The sequence below is a fragment of the Klebsiella sp. CN_Kp097 genome (genome assembly GCF_040064495.1).
In the GTDB taxonomy this organism is placed as follows: domain Bacteria; phylum Pseudomonadota; class Gammaproteobacteria; order Enterobacterales; family Enterobacteriaceae; genus Klebsiella; species Klebsiella aerogenes.
This window is the reverse complement of sequence record NZ_JBEAIL010000007.1, coordinates 106,222-122,831: the sequence shown is the minus strand read 5'-3', so window position 1 is coordinate 122,831 and position 16,610 is coordinate 106,222. Positions and strand designations below refer to the sequence as shown.

Here is a 16,610-nt window from a genome sequence, read left to right as displayed (position 1 = left end):
AATGGTCGAAACATTGCTGGAAGTTCGCAATCTGAGTAAGACCTTTCGCTATCGCACCGGCTGGTTCCACCGTCAGACGGTAGAGGCGGTGAAGCCGCTGAGCTTTACCCTGCGCGAGCGTCAGACGCTGGCGATTATTGGTGAAAACGGCTCCGGTAAATCAACGCTGGCCAAAATGCTGGCCGGGATGGTTGAGCCGACCACCGGCGAACTGTTGATTGACGACCATCCGCTGGAGTTTGGCGACTACTCATTCCGCAGCCAGCGTATTCGCATGATTTTTCAGGATCCCTCGACCTCGCTCAACCCGCGTCAGCGTATTTCGCAGATCCTCGATTTCCCGCTGCGGCTCAATACCGATCTTGAACCAGAAGCCCGGGAAAAGCAGATTATCGAGACGATGCGCATGGTGGGCCTGCTACCGGACCACGTCAGCTACTATCCGCATATGCTGGCGCCGGGGCAAAAGCAGCGCCTGGGTCTTGCTCGTGCCTTGATCCTGCGTCCGAAAGTGATTATCTGCGATGAGGCGCTGGCCTCGTTGGATATGTCAATGCGTTCGCAGCTAATCAACCTGATGCTGGAACTACAGGAAAAACAGGGAATATCCTACATCTATGTCACCCAGCATCTGGGGATGATGAAGCATATCAGCGATCAGGTGCTGGTGATGCATGAGGGTGAAGTGGTCGAACGCGGCAGCACCGCCGATGTGCTGGCCTCGCCGCTCCACGAACTGACCAAGCGGCTGATCGCCGGCCATTTCGGCGAGGCGCTGACTGCCGACGCCTGGCGAAAAGATGGTAAATAGCGTTAACCTTCCTTCAGGGGCGGCATAATAGCCGCCCCAGCTATTTATCACTGCGGAAACACACTCTGCGCCGGTAATGGTCGGCGGTCAAAGCGGCGCAGCGCATAATACAACCATCCGGTACCTACCCAGCCGATAATCCATGACACATCATTGCCGGCGAATATCCACGTCAGCGAACCATGGAACAGCGGGTTCTCAATAAACGGCAGTTGAATAAGCACGCCAATGATATAAATGGTAATGGCATACAAATTCCAAAAACCATAGCGCTGATGCGGATCGCTAAGCGCCGGAATATCGACCGCGCCTTTAGAAATAATGTAGTAATCGGTCAGGCTGATGGCGCTCCAGGGAACGAAAAAGGCCAGCAGGAATAACAGGAAATGGGTAAAGTGCTTTAAGAAAGCCGGTTCGCTAAGCAGCGCGATAATACACGAAGCCGCGACCATCAGGACGACGAAAGCAACGCGGCATTTCTGCGACAACGCCGTCTGGCGACGGAAACCGGAAACAATGGTGGTCAGAGACATAAAACTGCCGTAGGCGTTAAGCGTCGTGAAGGTGATCTTGCCAAAGCAAATAGCAAAGTAGATAACCATCGCCATCACCTGGCTTTTACCCAATCCCACCAGATAACTCACTTCATGACCGGGGAAAGCGCTGCCGGCAATCGCGGCGGTAAACACCCCCAGCGTCATAGATGTCTGGGTTCCCAATACGGTACCGAAAAACACCGAGCAGAACGTTTTCGTTGCCGATACATTGCGTGGCAGGTAGCGCGAATAGTCGGACACATACGGGCAAAACGCGATTTGCCACGACGAGGACAGCGACACGGCCAGCAGGAACATCGGCAGGGAGAAATGGTTATTTTGCGCCAGGGCCGCGAGATCCGCCGACATCAGCAGGGTAACGAACATATAGACGAAGGCCAGAATGCCGATAATGCTCGCCAGTTTACCCAGCTTATGAATCACCTTATAACCCAGCACCGCAATAACAATAATAATTGCACTGAATAGTAGCATTCCGGCTACATTGCTGATACTCAACAGTTTTGCCATCGCCTGCCCCGCCAGTACGGTACCGCTGGCGGAGAAACCGACATACATAATGCAGACCAGTACCAACGGCACTACTGCGCCAAAGACGCCAAACTGGGCGCGGCTGATTATCATCTGCGGCAAACCCAGCCGTGGTCCCTGCAGCGCATGCAGCGACATTACCGCCGCCCCCAGCACCTGACCGAGGAGAAGACCTATCAGCGACCACACCACGTCGCCGCCCAGCACCACGGCTAAAGCGCCGGTGACAATAGCGGTAATCTGCAGGTTGCCGCCAAACCACAGGGTAAACTGGCTAAACGGATGCCCATGCCTTTCGCGCTCGGGGATGTAATCAATCGACCGCGTTTCACTTAATCCAGCCTGACTATTTTTTGACTGCCCATCTGTAGATGAAAAAGAAGACATAGGTACCTCGCTATTATTATTTATTCACTCCCCATCTGACCGATCCTGTATATACAAGCATTGACAACTGCCCGCACCGCACGCATCCTATTTTTGTGATGAATATGTAAATTCTTTGTATTGCAAAAAGTAACAAAACCATAACAATAACGTTGATAACGCCTGCGCATACCGCGCTAAACCGAGGTGTAACGCTCATGATCGTTCCCGTCCAACTATCCACTCTGCCCGTCACGCCCTGGAAAAATGGCGCAGGCGAGACCCGTGAGATAGTCTGTGTCCCCTCTCCTGACGCCCCTTTTTTATGGCGAGCCAGCATTGCCACTCTGCAAAATGATGGTCCGTTTTCCTGCTTTCCCGGCGTCGACCGGGTCATTACTCTACTGGCCGGGCAGCCGCTGCGCCTGAAAGGCGAAGCTATCGATCACCCTTTAGCGCTTTGGCAACCCTGGGCTTTTGCCGGCGAGTGGCCGCTGCGTAGCGAAGGGATCCGCGAACCCGGTCTCGACTTTAATATCATGACCCAGCGCAACCGCGCCGCCGCCGAGGTACGGGTCGTTGATGATATACAGACTCCCGGCGACGAAGGCGTCGCTTGGGTATTACAGGGGCGCTGGCAACTTGGTGAACGGCAATGTGAAGCGCAATCGGGTATTTTCTGGCATCAGCAAGCGCCGGGCGAACTCGCGCCGCTCACGACGGACGCCCTACTGTTACTCACCACGATCGTGCGCCGTTAACCGCAGAAATATCGGTAACGCGTCGTGATCTCACGGTAAATCGTAGTGATTATCCGGTGATATACTGGGGTAAGCGCATTTATCATTACGCGCTGCGTTGCGATAGGCGGCACAAAAAATCGTGACACAAGGGGTCTTCAGTGGGATATAATTCCCGGCTAAATTTGAGTTATTTTGAAATAACAACGTTAACCGTTTGATTGTTAGAGTAAAAATAAGCAATAACGATAAGGATTAAAGCTATGGGTTTTCTTTCCGGTAAGCGCATTCTGATCACTGGCGTGGCCAGTAAACTGTCCATCGCCTACGGTATTGCGCAAGCAATGCACCGTGAAGGGGCTGAACTGGCATTCACCTATCAGAACGAAAAACTGAAAGGCCGCGTAGAAGAGTTTGCTGCTGCGCTGGGTTCTAACATTGTGCTGCAGTGCGACGTGGCTGAAGACGAAAGCATCACCGCGCTGTTCACTGAGCTTGAAAAAGTATGGCCGAAATTTGATGGTTTCGTGCACTCTATCGGTTATGCGCCGGCTGACCAGTTAGATGGCGACTACGTCAATGCCGTCACCCGCGAAGGTTTCAAAATTGCCCACGACATCAGCGCTTACAGCTTCGTGGCAATGGCGAAAGCTTGCCGCTCGATGCTGAACCCGGGCTCCGCGCTGCTGACCCTCTCCTATCTGGGCGCTGAGCGCGCTATCCCGAACTATAACGTGATGGGTCTGGCAAAAGCGTCTCTGGAAGCCAACGTCCGCTATATGGCGAACGCGATGGGTCCGGAAGGTATTCGCGTTAACGCCATCTCCGCGGGTCCGATCCGCACCCTGGCGGCATCCGGTATCAAAGATTTCCGTAAAATGCTGGCGCACTGTGAAGCGGTCACCCCGATCCGTCGCACCGTCACCATCGAAGACGTCGGCAACAGCGCGGCCTTCCTGTGCTCTAACCTGTCTGCGGGCATCTCTGGTGAAGTCGTTCACGTTGACGGCGGTTTCAGCATCGCTGCGATGAACGAACTGGAACTGAAATAAGTTCCCTATCCTCCTCACCCCGGTGAGGAGGATCTCTCTCCTTTCTCTGCTTACGCTTCTCTTCTGATATTCCAATCCGCTATTTGTTAGTACGTATCAATATTTTCTCCTGCTTCAGGGTTACGCCAGGATAGTTGTGCATAGAGGTACCGCGAAACGGCGGTTCGCCACCTACCGAACAAGGAACGCCCATGGAGCAACGCCGCGTGTATGGCAAAAACCACTGGTATCACGAGACCCAGTCAACCAATAGCCCGGTCGAGATTCTTCCTCTGGTCCCGGAGGCCGCTGACGTTGATGACCGTTTTTTGCTCGATCTGCCACTCGCAGCCGATCTCAGCCACCCTCATGAAGGCTGGCTGGCGCCCGCGCGTCAGTTGACAAAGGTCCTTTTCCCGGACAACGTCACGGTAACCCGATTACAAACCTTCAGCGCCTACGACCGTCTTAGCACCGCCCTGACCGTCGCTCAGGTCTACGGCATACAGCGCTTGTGTAACCACTACGCCGCCCGTCTGGCGCCGTTGCCTGGCCCTGACTCCTCACGAGAAAGTAATCACCGGTTGGCGCAGATAACCCAGTACGCCCGCCAGTTAGCCAGTTCTCCCTCGGTTATCAACGAGGTCTCCCGCCGCCAGCTTGAGGAGGTCGGGCTGACCAGCCGCGATATTGTGTTAATTAACCAAATTATCGGCTTCGTGGGCTTTCAGGCCCGCGCGGTGGCCGCATTTCAGGCCGCGCTTGGGCAACCGGTACGCTGGCTTCCCGGTATGCCGCAGCAGAATGATGCCCCGGCAGAACGCTTTACTGATGTTACTGGAGAGTGGTCCCTGGATATCGATGATGCCGACCTGCGTTACGCCAATGATGACAAGCAAGTCAGGCTCGCCGCATGGAACCGTCATCCCGGCCTGCAGCCTCTCGCCCCCCTTCTGGCAACGGATGAAGGCGCGTTGGCCCTGCTACATCAACTGCTGAATCAACTGGATAATTCTGCGCAGCCCTTAAGCGCAATGGCGGCGTTACTCGCGGCGCGAATCAACGGCAGCGTCAGCTGTTTTAACGCCTGGAGAGCTCGCTGGACAGGTGACAACGGATTGTTGCAGGCATTGCGCGGCGATGAACGAACGGTTCAGCACTGGGCGCGAAGCCATTCTTTGGAACACGTTTTCCTACAGGCGGCGCAGCTATTGACTCGTGCGCCGGACCGTTTTAGCGCCGCGCAGCTAACTCCCCTCACTGAATATGGGCTTTCCCGCGTTGAGGCTATCGATCTGCTGGCGTGGTGCGGCCTCTGCGGGTGGCTGAACCGGCTTAAAATCGCCCTCGGTGAGGTACGTCAAGCGACGTAAAATGCTGAAACAGCGCTTGCTGAGGCAGGCATATTCGCGTAAAAATGTCAGCCGCTCTTTTAGCCACGAAAAAACCTAATTATGTTTCAGGACAACCCGCTGCTAGCGCAGCTTAAACAGCAATTGCATTCCCAGACTCCCCGCGTTGAAGGGGTCGTTAAAGGCACGGAAAAAGGTTTTGGCTTCCTTGAAGTCGACTCGCAAAAAAGCTACTTCATTCCGCCGCCGCAAATGAAAAAAGTGATGCATGGCGATCGTATTATCGCTGTGGTCCATACCGAAAAAGAACGTGAAAGCGCCGAGCCGGAAGAGCTGGTTGAGCCTTTCCTGACCCGTTTTGTCGGTAAAGTGCAGAAAAAAGACGATCGTCTGTCTATTGTTCCTGATCATCCGCTGCTGAAAGACGCCATCCCTTGCCGCGCCGCGCGCGGCGTAGAACACGACTTCAAACAGGGTGACTGGGCGGTGGCTGAAATGCGTCGCCATCCGCTGAAAGGCGACCGCGGTTTCTATGCCGAATTAACGCAATTCATCACCTTTAGCGACGATCATTTCGTGCCGTGGTGGGTGACGCTGGCGCGTCATAACCTGGAAAAAGAAGCGCCGAATGGCGTTGCCACCGAGATGCTCGATGAAGGACTGGAACGCCGCGATCTGACGCCGCTTGAGTTCGTAACCATCGACAGCGCCAGCACCGAAGATATGGACGATGCGCTGTATGTCGAGCGCGCCGACGACGGTAAACTGCTGCTGACCGTCGCTATCGCCGATCCGACAGCGTGGATTGCCGAGGGCAGTAAACTGGACAACGCGGCGAAAATCCGCGCCTTCACCAACTATCTGCCGGGCTTTAATATCCCAATGTTGCCGCGCGAGCTGTCTGACGATTTGTGTTCGCTGCGCGCCAACGAAGTGCGTCCGGTACTCGCCTGCCGCATGACTCTGGCGGCTGACGGCGCCATTGAAGATAATATCGAATTCTTCGCCGCAACTATCGAATCTAAAGCCAAACTGGCTTATGACGACGTCTCCAACTGGCTGGAAAATATCGGCTCATGGCAGCCTGCTGATGACGCTATCGCGCAGCAAATCAAACTGCTGCAGGAAGTCTGCCAGCGCCGCAGCGAATGGCGTCAAACCCACGCGCTGGTATTCAAAGACCGCCCTGATTATCGCTTCGTGTTGGGTGAGAAAGGTGAAGTGCTGGATATCGTTGCCGAACCGCGCCGCATCGCCAACCGCATCGTTGAAGAGTCAATGATTGCCGCTAATATCTGCGCGGCACGCGTGCTGCGAGATAACCTGGGCTTTGGCGTTTATAACGTGCACACCGGTTTCGATCCGGCCAACACCGAACAACTGGCCGCGCTGCTGAAGACGCACGATGTGCACGTCGATCCGCAGGAAGTCCTGACACTCGACGGTTTCTGTAAACTGCGCCGCGAACTGGATGCTCAGCCTTCAGGTTTCCTTGATAGCCGCATCCGCCGCTTCCAGTCGTTCGCCGAAATCAGTACCGAACCGGGCCCGCACTTCGGCCTTGGGCTGGAAGCTTACGCCACCTGGACTTCGCCAATCCGTAAATACGGCGATATGATCAACCACCGTCTGTTAAAAGCCGTCATCAAAGGCGAGACCATTGGTCGCCCGCAGGATGACGTCACCGTGCAGATGGCGGAACGCCGTCGTCTGAACCGGATGGCGGAACGCGACGTCGCAGATTGGCTGTATGCTCGCTTCCTCAATGATAAAGCCGGAACCGATACCCGCTACGCGGCAGAAATCATTGATGTCAGCCGCGGCGGCATGCGCGTGCGCCTGGTCGATAACGGCGCTGTCGCCTTTATCCCGGCACCTTTCCTGCACGCGGTGCGCGATGAACTGGTCTGCAGTCAGGAGAACGGAACCGTACAGATTAAAGGTGAAGTCGTTTACAAAGTCACCGATGTTATCGACGTGACTATCGCTGAAGTCCGTATGGAAACCCGCAGCGTCATCGCCCGTCCGGCGGCGTAACGCTTTTATGGCCCCTGCCCAGGGGCCATACATTTCTCGTTTTGAGTGAATATCGCCAGCCGCGCAAGGATGTGCGTTTTTTTCGCTTCTCTTTTGCAACTGTTTTTTGCATCATTGATTTCATTCATTTTTGTAACCAGGATAATGCTATGTCTGATCTGAATGCCCGCCTGCTCGCCCAACGTATCGATACCGTGCTGGATATTCTGGTTGCCGGAGATTATCACTCGGCGATCCATAATCTGGAGATCCTCAAAGCCGAGCTGCAGGCGTTGTCTCACGACGAGCCAGAGAAGGACTCAGGGCAATCGAAAGCGCCGTGGGAAATCTAATTCATTCCTGTCCCCCAGCACGCCTTAAGGCCTGCTGGGCGCCGTATAGACCTCTAACTGTGATGTAGCTATGAACGCCCGACAACAAAGTATTTTGCAAATGGTCATCGATAAAGGCCGTATGAGCGTAGCCGATCTGGCCAGGATGACCGGTGTCTCAGAAGTCACTATTCGTCAGGATCTGAATTCGCTGGAAAAACAAAGCTACCTGCGCCGTACCCACGGCTTTGCGGTACCGCTGGATAGTGAAGACGTCGAAACCCGGATGATGACCAACTTTGCCATTAAGCGTGAACTCGCCGCGCACGCCGCGTCGCTGGTGGCAGCCGGAGAGACGGTGTTCATCGAAAATGGCAGTTCAAACGCCCTTCTGGCTCGCACATTGGCGGAACGCGGCGATATCACCATCATCACCGTGAGCAGCTATATCGCGCATTTACTCAAGGAAACGCCGGGCGAGGTGATTCTGCTGGGCGGTATTTATCAGAAGCGCAGTGAAAGCATGGTCGGCCCGTTAACCCGCCAGTGCATTCAGCAGGTACACTTTAGCAAGGCATTTATCGGCGTTGACGGCTGGCAGAGCGAAACCGGCTTCACCGGCCGCGACATGATGCGTGCCGATGTGGTTAATGCGGTGCTGGAAAAACAGTGCGAAGCCATTGTGCTGAGCGACAGCTCGAAATTCAGCGTTGTGCATCCCTATCCGCTGGGCCCGATTTCCCGTTTCAATCGCATCATTACCGATAATAATTTGCACGACACTATCCGCCAGCAGCTCACCGACAGCGGTTTAACCGTCGATATTCTTAATCCCGCCTGATCGCCTCCGCCAGCGCCCGATAAAATGGCGTTGGCGTCCCTTCTGCGTCTGAGAGTATTCCGACCCGCAATTAAGATTTTTTACCTGACGTTAAATTTTAAAATAAGTAGAATTATTATTAGCGATATAACAGGAAGTGACTATCACCTGCGTGATTAGAGCAACACCTGCGCAACTTAAGTTTCATGGAATAACCCGTAAGTCATAGCCTGTTGCTATGCTTAAAGGAAGTTGTATCCATGAATAGATTATTCAGGAGAATAAAATGATGACTTCGATGAGCAAAAAAATGGCTGCGGCCGTACTGGCGGTTACTGTAGTAATGTCTCTGAGCGCTTGCTCTCACTGGTCTAAACGCGACCGTAACACCGCAATCGGCGCCGGCGCCGGCGCACTGGGCGGCGCGGTATTAACTGACGGCAGCACCCTGGGCACCCTGGGCGGCGCAGCGGTTGGCGGCATCATTGGCCACCAGGTTGGCAAATAACCACCCCGCATATTAAATTAATAATAATTTCGTAGTTACTGACTCACGCATCTACAAATAATTAAGGCCACGGTAAATACCGTGGCCTTGTTGTTTATTTCATAGAAATTATCTTAGCCACCCGCTAATTTCACTTTCATCCCTTTGGCTTCCAGCAGTGATTTCAGCAAGTCGCGTTTATCCCCCTGAATTTCAATCACTCCATCTTTCAGTGAACCGCCGCAGCCGCATTTCTTTTTCAGCTCAGCGGCCAGCTTCGCCAGCGCGTCGTCATCCAGATCGATGCCGGTAATCAGGCAGACGCCCTTTCCTTTGCGCCCGCTGGTCTGGCGTTGAATACGCACGATGCCATCGCCTTTCGCTCGTTGCGGCGCCGCTTTCGGCTCTTCGATACGGCCGCTATCGGTGGAGTAAACCAGGCGGCTATTAGAATCACTCATTACGCCCCCTGCTTCAGCGATGCGTTGATTGCCGCAAGCGTTGCCGCCGGATCGGCAGACTGGGTAACCGGGCGACCAATCACCATATAATCAACTCCCGCCTGCTGCGCCTGTTCCGGGGTCATGATTCGGCGCTGGTCGCCAGCATCGCTGCCTGTAGGGCGGATCCCTGGCGTGACTAACTTAAATTCCTGCCCTAACTCCTGCTTAAAGCGGACGGCTTCCTGCGCGGAACAGACTACGCCGTCGAGACCACAGCGTTTGGTTAGCGCAGCCAGTTTAGCGGCATGATCGGCAGGAGAAAGCGTGATGCCAAGGTCCTGCAAATCGCTGGCTTCCATGCTGGTCAATACGGTGACCGCAATCAGTAACGGCGCCTCTTTTCCGAACGGCAACAGCGCCTCGCGGGCAGCCGTCATCATACGCGCGCCGCCGGAGGCGTGAACGTTCACCATCCATACGCCGAGTTCCGCCGCAGCGGCGACCGCACGTGCGGTGGTATTAGGAATATCGTGGAATTTCAGGTCGAGGAACACTTCAAAGCCGCGTTGATGCAGGTCGCGAACAAACTGCGGCCCCAGCAGCGTGAACATCTCCTTACCTACTTTCAACCGGCAGTCGCGGGGATCGATTCGATCAACAAAGGCTAACGCCTTGTCACGGTTATCATAATCAAGCGCAACAACGACGGGAGAGGATGTGATAACACGAGGAAAAGAGGTAGCAGTAGACGTCATGACCGGACCTTAATTGTGGATGAGCGCCGCCAGGGCGCAAAAAAGGTAAACGGGCAGCATTCTACCTGCGAAGTGGGGAAAATGACAGGCTGCTTTTGCCCCTCTACAGACAAAAACGGGCACGCGGCAACAGGATTGGGCATGGTAAAACCCAGATAAGTATGTTGTAACTAAAGTCTGGCTTTTTTTAGAAGTTACTGACCATCCAGGCCGCGAATCGGCTTGATAGTCGCCCACGAGCGGCAGGACGGGCAGTGCCAGTACAGGGTGTGGGAAGTAAAACCGCATTTCTGGCAGCGGTAGCGCGGTTTGCTCCGCACCTGTTCACCAACCATGTTACGCAAAACCCCCAGACTCGCCTTCGCGCGCCCTTCTTCCGCCTCATTAAGATGGTAGTCCATCAGTTTATGGAACACGCGCATCGTTGGGTGACGTTCCAACTGGCGAGTTACATAGCTTTGCGCCGCTTCCGCCCCTTCCTGCTGCTCGATAATCTGCGCCAGCATGAGTTCCGCCGTCGCACCGGTGTTCTCTTCTACACAGCGGCGCAAAAACGCTTCCCACTCCGCATGCTTACCCAACTGCTGATAACAGGTTTGCAGCATTTCCAGGGTTTCACCCACCAGTTCTTTATCCTGGCCAATCACCCGTTCCAGGCTTTCTACCGCTTTCGCGTAGTCGCCTTTTTCCATCCACACGCGCCCCATCATAATCGAGACGCGGGCGCTGTTGCGGTCCGCAGACGCGCCTTTCTTCAGCAGCGTCATCGCTTTATCGAGATCGTTGCTGGCCATCTGCTGTAGCGCCAGTTCACACCAGAAGTTGGCGATGTCGCTGCGATGTTTTTCTTTGCCCAATTTTACCAGCCGTTCGGCGACTTCAATCGCGGACTGCCAATCGCTGGTCAGTTGATAAATCTGCAGCAGTTGTTGTAGCGCGCCCAGGCGGAAGTCGGTTTCATCCACCAGCTGCTTGAACATATCTTCCGCGCGATCGTACAAGCCGGCGGCCATATAATCGCGCCCCAACTGTTGGACGGCGAGCAGGCGTTGATCGTAGGTGAGCGAGGCGCTCTCCATCAGGCTTTGGTGAATACGGATGGCGCGGTCAACTTCGCCACGGGAACGAAACAGGTTGCCAAGCGTCAGATGAGCTTCGACGGTGCCGGTGTCCTCTTTTAACATATCGAGGAACAGATCTACGGCTTTGTCCTGCTGATTGCTCAGCAGGAAGTTGACCCCGGCCACGTAATCACGCGACAGGCGACTAGCATCGTCCTGTTTGGACTGTTGTGCGCTCCTGCGCCCCATATACCATCCATAGGCAGCGGCAACGGGAAGAAGCAGAAACAACAACTCCAGCATAGAAGGTTATTCCTTGACCGCAGGGACGCCGGCATCAGCGGGCGCCGCGGCCACTGGCGCGATCTGCTGCTCCAGGCGTTTAATTTTACGCTCGGCGCGCGCCAACGACACACGTACCCGCAGCCAGAACAGACCACAGATCAGCCAACCAATGGCAAATCCGCCAGCAAACAGTACCGCCAGCAGCGTGGAGATACGGAACTCACCCTGGGCAAGCAAATAGTTGAACGTGACCAGTTGGTCATTTTGCGCGCCCAGCGTCACAGAGATGACGAAGATAGCTAATACCAGTAAGAAAATAAGTAAATATTTCACATGACTTCCCGTTCTGTGGGTGGCGCGAGTAAAACGCGTTCAAGCCCTATAAAGTATCATTTTCACCGCAGTGGTGAAATGGAAAAGCATGACACCCATCATGATATGCGGCCAGATGCCGCGAAATTCAACATAAACGCCGTCAGGTTGCGCGTTTTTTGATATCGCTCGCCTCTTCAACAGGCGGGGTTAACGGGCCGCAAAAACGCTGCGTGAGCCAGGTCGCCGCGGTAACCAGCAGCCATGAAAGGCTGGTCGCCACGATAAGATCCTGCGGCCAGTGCATACCCAACGCCAGACGACTGCCCATGACCGCAGTAGCCCAACCCAACAGCAAACCGATAGTTACCCAGCGCCGGCGCGGCCACAACAGCCCTACCCCCAGTAGCGCCCAACTGGCGGCAAACATGGTATGCCCGGACGGAAAGGCAAAACCGGTCTCTTTTTGCCAGTGTTTACGCAAGAACCCCGGTATTGTCTGTTGTTCAGCCAATTGCTCATGCACCAGTTTAGCGCGTTCTTTACGTTTTAACTCATAGAATTGCGCCACCGGAACCTGTTGGGTTCGTTCTAACCAAATCACAAACGGCCGTGGTTCCTGCACCCGTTCTTTGATCCAGGATTTAAGCCCCTGTCCTGCCAGGATAGCGGCGCCGAGAATGAGAAACAGCACCAGCGCTTCGCGCAGACGAAAACGTAAACACCACAAAAACCAGCCAAATAGCGCTACGTGAGTAATTATTCCCCACGGCTGGGTGACGGTTTCAGTCACCCAGTACCACATTTTCAACATGGCCGGTGCTTGACCCGGCTGCCACTGCCAGCCGGAGAGCCAGACTATAACGGGCATAACAAGCAATAGCGCCGCCCCGATGGCGGTCCTTTTGGCAATCAACAGCATCGTATCTCCTTCTCTTTCCTTCTGAATATCATAACGGAAAGTAGATCGTTTGTGCGCTTTCCGCGCAGGCGGTCGTTGGTAATTAGGAGAACGTCGCGGCGTTGTGGCAAAATAGTAGTAAACAGAAAGCACATTCAGGTGCTGTCAGAATCTGGAGAATCACATGCAGCTTAAACGTGTGGCAGAAGCCAAACTGCCAACCCCCTGGGGCGATTTCCTGATGGTGGGCTTTGAAGAACTGGCAACCGGGCAGGATCATGTCGCGCTGGTGTATGGCGATATTTCGGGGCAAGCCCCGGTACTGGCTCGCGTACACTCAGAATGTCTGACGGGCGATGCCCTTTTTAGTCTGCGTTGTGATTGCGGTTTTCAGCTGGAAGCGGCGCTGTCGCACATCGCTGAAGAGGGGCGCGGGATCCTGCTCTATCACCGTCAGGAAGGCCGAAATATCGGTTTGCTAAATAAAATTCGCGCTTACGCGCTACAGGATCAAGGCTACGATACCGTCGAAGCCAACCACCAGCTTGGCTTTGCCGCCGATGAGCGCGACTTTACGCTATGCGCCGACATGTTCAAACTGCTCGGCGTAGAGCAGGTTCGCCTGTTGACCAACAACCCGAAGAAAGTCGAAATTCTGACCGAGGCGGGGATCAATATCGTCGAGCGCGTGCCGCTCATCGTCGGGCGTAACCCGAAAAACGAACACTATCTCGATACCAAAGCTGCCAAGATGGGGCATCTGCTGAATAAATAAATCAGCTCCAGAATGAATCAGGGCCAGCATTCGCTGGCCCTTTCTTTTACAGCATATTACGAATCACATAATGCAGAATGCCGTCGTTCTGATAGTAAGTCAGTTCTGTCGCAGTATCGATACGACAGCGACACTGAATGACCTCCTGCTGTCCATCGGCGCGGGTAATCGTGACTGGAACCGTTGCCGCAGGATGCAGCGCCTGCAGGTTACTGATATCGATCCGCTCTTCACCGGTCAGCTGTAGCGTTTTACGCGTCACGCCCTGCGGGAACTCCAGCGGTAATATCCCCATGCCAATGAGGTTGGAGCGGTGAATACGCTCGAAGGACTCGGCAATGACCACCCGCACGCCCAACAGACGCGGCCCTTTTGCCGCCCAGTCGCGGCTGGAGCCTGAGCCATATTCTTTACCGGCGATCACCGCCAGAGGGGTACCTTCAGCTTTATACAGCATAGCCGCATCGTAGATGGCGATAGGCTGCGTGTCCGGCAAATGACACGTCATTCCCCCTTCCACGCCCGGCACCATTTCGTTGCGGATACGGATATTCGCAAAGGTGCCGCGCATCATGACTTCATGGTTACCGCGTCGCGACCCATAAGAGTTGAAATCACCGCGCGCCACGCCGTGCTCCTGCAAATAGCGTCCTGCCGGGCTATCTGCCTTGATGCTTCCTGCCGGAGAGATATGGTCGGTGGTCACTGAATCGCCTAACATCGCCAGGATCCGGGCGCCGTGAATATCTTCTACCGGTTTCGGCTCAACCTCCATCTCATCAAAGAACGGCGACAGGCGAATATAGGTAGAGTCATCCTGCCAGCGATAGGTATCGGAACGCTCAACCTGAATCGCTTTCCACTCCTCGGTGCCTTCGAAGACTTCGGCATACTCTTTACGGAACATGTCGGTGGAAACCTGCTGCACCGCGCGAGCAATCTCCTCGCCGCTCGGCCAGATATCCTTCAGGAACACCGGCTTACCGTCTTTACCGACGCCGAGCGGTTCACGGGTCAGGTCAATGTTCATATTGCCAGCCAGCGCATAAGCCACGACCAGCGGTGGCGACGCCAGCCAGTTGGTTTTCACCAGCGGATGGATACGACCTTCGAAGTTACGGTTGCCGGAGAGCACTGCGCCGACGGTCAGGTCACCTTTTTTGATTGCCTCTTCGATAGGTTCCGGCAGCGGCCCGGAGTTACCGATACAGGTTGTGCAACCGTACCCTACGAGGTTAAAGCCCAACTCATCAAGATAAGGCGTCAACCCGGCATGCGCCAGATAATCAGAAACCACTTTCGAACCCGGCGCCAGCGAGGCTTTCACCCACGGCTGCGGTTTCAGGCCGCGCTCAACGGCGTTCTTCGCCAGCAGGCCGGCGGCCATCAGCACGCTCGGGTTGGAGGTATTGGTACATGAGGTGATTGCCGCAATCGCCACCGCGCCTTCCGGCAGCGAATAGCGTTGCCCATTGAGCGTATAATCAACCGGCTGGCGCGATTTTTGCGTTTGATTCACTTCCAGTTCGTTACTGGCGGCAAACGCTTTCGGCACATCGCCCAACGCGACGCGATCCTGCGGCCGTTTCGGCCCGGCGAGGCTGGCCTCAACCGTGCCCATATCCAGCGCCAGGGTGCTGGTAAAGACCGGCTCATCGCCCGTCTGCCGCCACATACCCTGCGCTTTGGCATAAGCTTCAACCAACGCCACCTGCTCTTCGCTGCGCCCGCTCAGGCGCATATAGCTGAGGGTCACTGCATCGATCGGGAAGAATCCGCAGGTCGCGCCATATTCCGGCGACATATTCGCAATGGTCGCCCGGTCGGCCAGCGGTAACGAGTCGAGGCCATCGCCATAGAATTCGACGAACTTGCCTACCACACCGTGTTTGCGCAGCATCTGGGTCACTGTCAGCACCAGGTCGGTCGCGGTGATCCCTTCACGCAGTTTACCGGTCAGCTTGAAACCAACGACATCGGGAATGAGCATGGATACCGGCTGGCCAAGCATCGCGGCTTCCGCTTCAATCCCACCGACGCCCCACCCTAATACGCCAAGGCCGTTGATCATGGTGGTGTGCGAATCGGTACCCACCAGCGTATCCGGGTACGCCACCCATTCGCCATTCTGCAGTTCGCTCCAGACGGCACGGCCGAGATATTCAAGGTTCACCTGGTGGCAGATCCCGGTACCCGGCGGCACAACGCTAAAGCGGCTAAAGGCCTGCTGTCCCCAGCGCAGGAAAGCATAACGCTCGTGGTTCCGCTCCATTTCAAGACGCACGTTGTCTTCAAAAGCGTTTTCATTACCAAAACGGTCCACCGTCACCGAGTGGTCAATCACCAGGTCAACCGGCGAGAGCGGATTCACTTTCGCCGTATCGCCGCCCAGACGTTTTACCGCTTCGCGCATGGCAGCTAAATCGACCACCGCCGGTACGCCGGTGAAATCCTGCATCAGCACGCGTGCCGGGCGATAAGCGATTTCGCGGTCAGCATGTGCTGTCGCCAGCCAGCCGGCCAGCGCCTGAATGTCCTGTTCGGTGACCGAATCGCCGTCCTGCCAGCGCAGGAGGTTTTCAAGCAGAACTTTGAGAGATTTGGGCAGTCGGGTGAGATCGCCCAGTTGTTTAGCGGCCAGCGCCAGGCTGTAGTAATGGTAGGTTTTGTCTTTGACCTGTAGCGTATCCTTACTGGCTGCTCGTAATGTTGACGACATAGCTCCTCCTTTATCACAGGGATGCATGCCCTGAACTCCTCAGGGTCTTTATTAAAGATAACACAAACCTGACATAACACTTTGATAACAACTCAAATTGCTAAAATTGACAAAACCGTACAATTCAGAAATTTTGACGAGAATAGTATTACAGCGCGGATATATTTGATGAGAGTAAGTAAGTTCCGAAGCTGTTCACTGAGCGGGAATAGAAAAAGAGCTAATCACGACAAGCCGTGATTAGCTCAGGATGGATTAACATTTAAAGCTGATAAGTCGGAAAATAATTTCTTCCACAGTGTTTCACAATTCCGGG

16 protein-coding genes are annotated in these 16,610 nt (G+C 54.8%); 9 read left to right on the top strand and 7 right to left on the bottom strand.

Features of this window, described 5'->3' with window-relative positions:
• Position 1: 1 nt before the first annotated feature.
• Positions 2-811, top strand: coding sequence for a peptide ABC transporter ATP-binding protein SapF (sapF, locus tag ABLV07_RS10830; RefSeq protein WP_015366242.1), 810 nt, complete (start codon positions 2-4; stop codon positions 809-811).
• A 47-nt stretch (positions 812-858) separates the two neighbouring features.
• Here sapF and ABLV07_RS10825 read toward each other — a convergent pair whose 3' ends face one another.
• Positions 859-2,286: a cytosine permease gene (locus ABLV07_RS10825; protein WP_032714708.1), complete on the bottom strand. Its 1,428-nt coding sequence runs from the start codon at positions 2,284-2,286 to the stop codon at positions 859-861.
• A 197-nt stretch (positions 2,287-2,483) separates the two neighbouring features.
• Between ABLV07_RS10825 and ABLV07_RS10820 the strand changes: the two genes are divergently transcribed.
• The 7 genes from ABLV07_RS10820 to osmB all read left to right on the top strand — a co-directional run bounded on the left by ABLV07_RS10820 (position 2,484) and on the right by osmB (position 9,064).
• The gene (locus tag ABLV07_RS10820; protein WP_316501984.1) at positions 2,484-3,026 is read left to right on the top strand and encodes a HutD family protein; all 543 of its coding nucleotides are present in this window, start codon (positions 2,484-2,486) and stop codon (positions 3,024-3,026) included.
• A gap of 242 nt (positions 3,027-3,268) precedes the next feature.
• A complete protein-coding gene (gene fabI / locus ABLV07_RS10815) occupies positions 3,269-4,057 on the top strand; it encodes an enoyl-ACP reductase FabI (protein ID WP_015366239.1) in 789 nt (262 codons plus the stop codon).
• 191 nt (positions 4,058-4,248) lie between these two features.
• The gene (locus tag ABLV07_RS10810) at positions 4,249-5,409 is read left to right on the top strand and encodes a carboxymuconolactone decarboxylase family protein (RefSeq protein WP_015705732.1); all 1,161 of its coding nucleotides are present in this window, start codon (positions 4,249-4,251) and stop codon (positions 5,407-5,409) included.
• A gap of 81 nt (positions 5,410-5,490) precedes the next feature.
• Positions 5,491-7,425 carry an exoribonuclease II gene (locus ABLV07_RS10805; protein WP_015705733.1) on the top strand — a complete coding sequence of 645 codons (1,935 nt, stop codon included), beginning with the start codon at positions 5,491-5,493 and terminating at the stop codon, positions 7,423-7,425.
• A gap of 149 nt (positions 7,426-7,574) precedes the next feature.
• The gene (locus tag ABLV07_RS10800) at positions 7,575-7,757 is read left to right on the top strand and encodes a hypothetical protein (protein ID WP_015366235.1); all 183 of its coding nucleotides are present in this window, start codon (positions 7,575-7,577) and stop codon (positions 7,755-7,757) included.
• A 70-nt stretch (positions 7,758-7,827) separates the two neighbouring features.
• The gene (locus ABLV07_RS10795) at positions 7,828-8,577 is read left to right on the top strand and encodes a DNA-binding transcriptional regulator YciT (RefSeq protein ID WP_348853366.1); all 750 of its coding nucleotides are present in this window, start codon (positions 7,828-7,830) and stop codon (positions 8,575-8,577) included.
• A 268-nt stretch (positions 8,578-8,845) separates the two neighbouring features.
• The gene (gene osmB / locus ABLV07_RS10790) at positions 8,846-9,064 is read left to right on the top strand and encodes an osmotically-inducible lipoprotein OsmB (protein ID WP_026612282.1); all 219 of its coding nucleotides are present in this window, start codon (positions 8,846-8,848) and stop codon (positions 9,062-9,064) included.
• A gap of 113 nt (positions 9,065-9,177) precedes the next feature.
• Here osmB and yciH read toward each other — a convergent pair whose 3' ends face one another.
• The 5 genes from yciH to pgpB all read right to left on the bottom strand — a co-directional run bounded on the left by yciH (position 9,178) and on the right by pgpB (position 12,821).
• On the bottom strand, positions 9,178-9,504 hold the full coding sequence (gene yciH, locus ABLV07_RS10785; protein ID WP_015705734.1) for a stress response translation initiation inhibitor YciH: 327 nt from the start codon (positions 9,502-9,504) through the stop codon (positions 9,178-9,180).
• Positions 9,504-10,241, bottom strand: a complete 738-nt coding sequence (gene pyrF, locus ABLV07_RS10780; RefSeq protein ID WP_049053267.1) for an orotidine-5'-phosphate decarboxylase — start codon at positions 10,239-10,241, stop codon at positions 9,504-9,506. Before pyrF ends, yciH begins: the two co-directional genes overlap by 1 nt.
• Before the next feature lie 194 nt (positions 10,242-10,435).
• Complete coding sequence (lapB, locus tag ABLV07_RS10775) at positions 10,436-11,605, bottom strand: lipopolysaccharide assembly protein LapB (protein WP_015366230.1); 1,170 nt, start codon at positions 11,603-11,605, stop codon at positions 10,436-10,438.
• A gap of 6 nt (positions 11,606-11,611) precedes the next feature.
• The gene (locus ABLV07_RS10770) at positions 11,612-11,920 is read right to left on the bottom strand and encodes a LapA family protein (RefSeq protein WP_015366229.1); all 309 of its coding nucleotides are present in this window, start codon (positions 11,918-11,920) and stop codon (positions 11,612-11,614) included.
• A 142-nt stretch (positions 11,921-12,062) separates the two neighbouring features.
• Positions 12,063-12,821: a phosphatidylglycerophosphatase B gene (gene pgpB / locus ABLV07_RS10765; protein WP_015366228.1), complete on the bottom strand. Its 759-nt coding sequence runs from the start codon at positions 12,819-12,821 to the stop codon at positions 12,063-12,065.
• Positions 12,822-12,984: 163 nt separating this feature from the next.
• On the opposite strand from pgpB, the gene ribA reads away from it, so the two are divergent.
• Positions 12,985-13,575, top strand: coding sequence for a GTP cyclohydrolase II (ribA, locus tag ABLV07_RS10760; protein WP_015366227.1), 591 nt, complete (start codon positions 12,985-12,987; stop codon positions 13,573-13,575).
• A 46-nt stretch (positions 13,576-13,621) separates the two neighbouring features.
• On the opposite strand, the gene acnA is transcribed toward ribA, so the two are convergent.
• Positions 13,622-16,294 (bottom strand): aconitate hydratase AcnA, encoded by a 2,673-nt coding sequence (acnA, locus tag ABLV07_RS10755; protein ID WP_047037735.1) that lies wholly within the window; start codon positions 16,292-16,294, stop codon positions 13,622-13,624.
• Between the last annotated feature and the right edge of the window lie 316 nt (positions 16,295-16,610).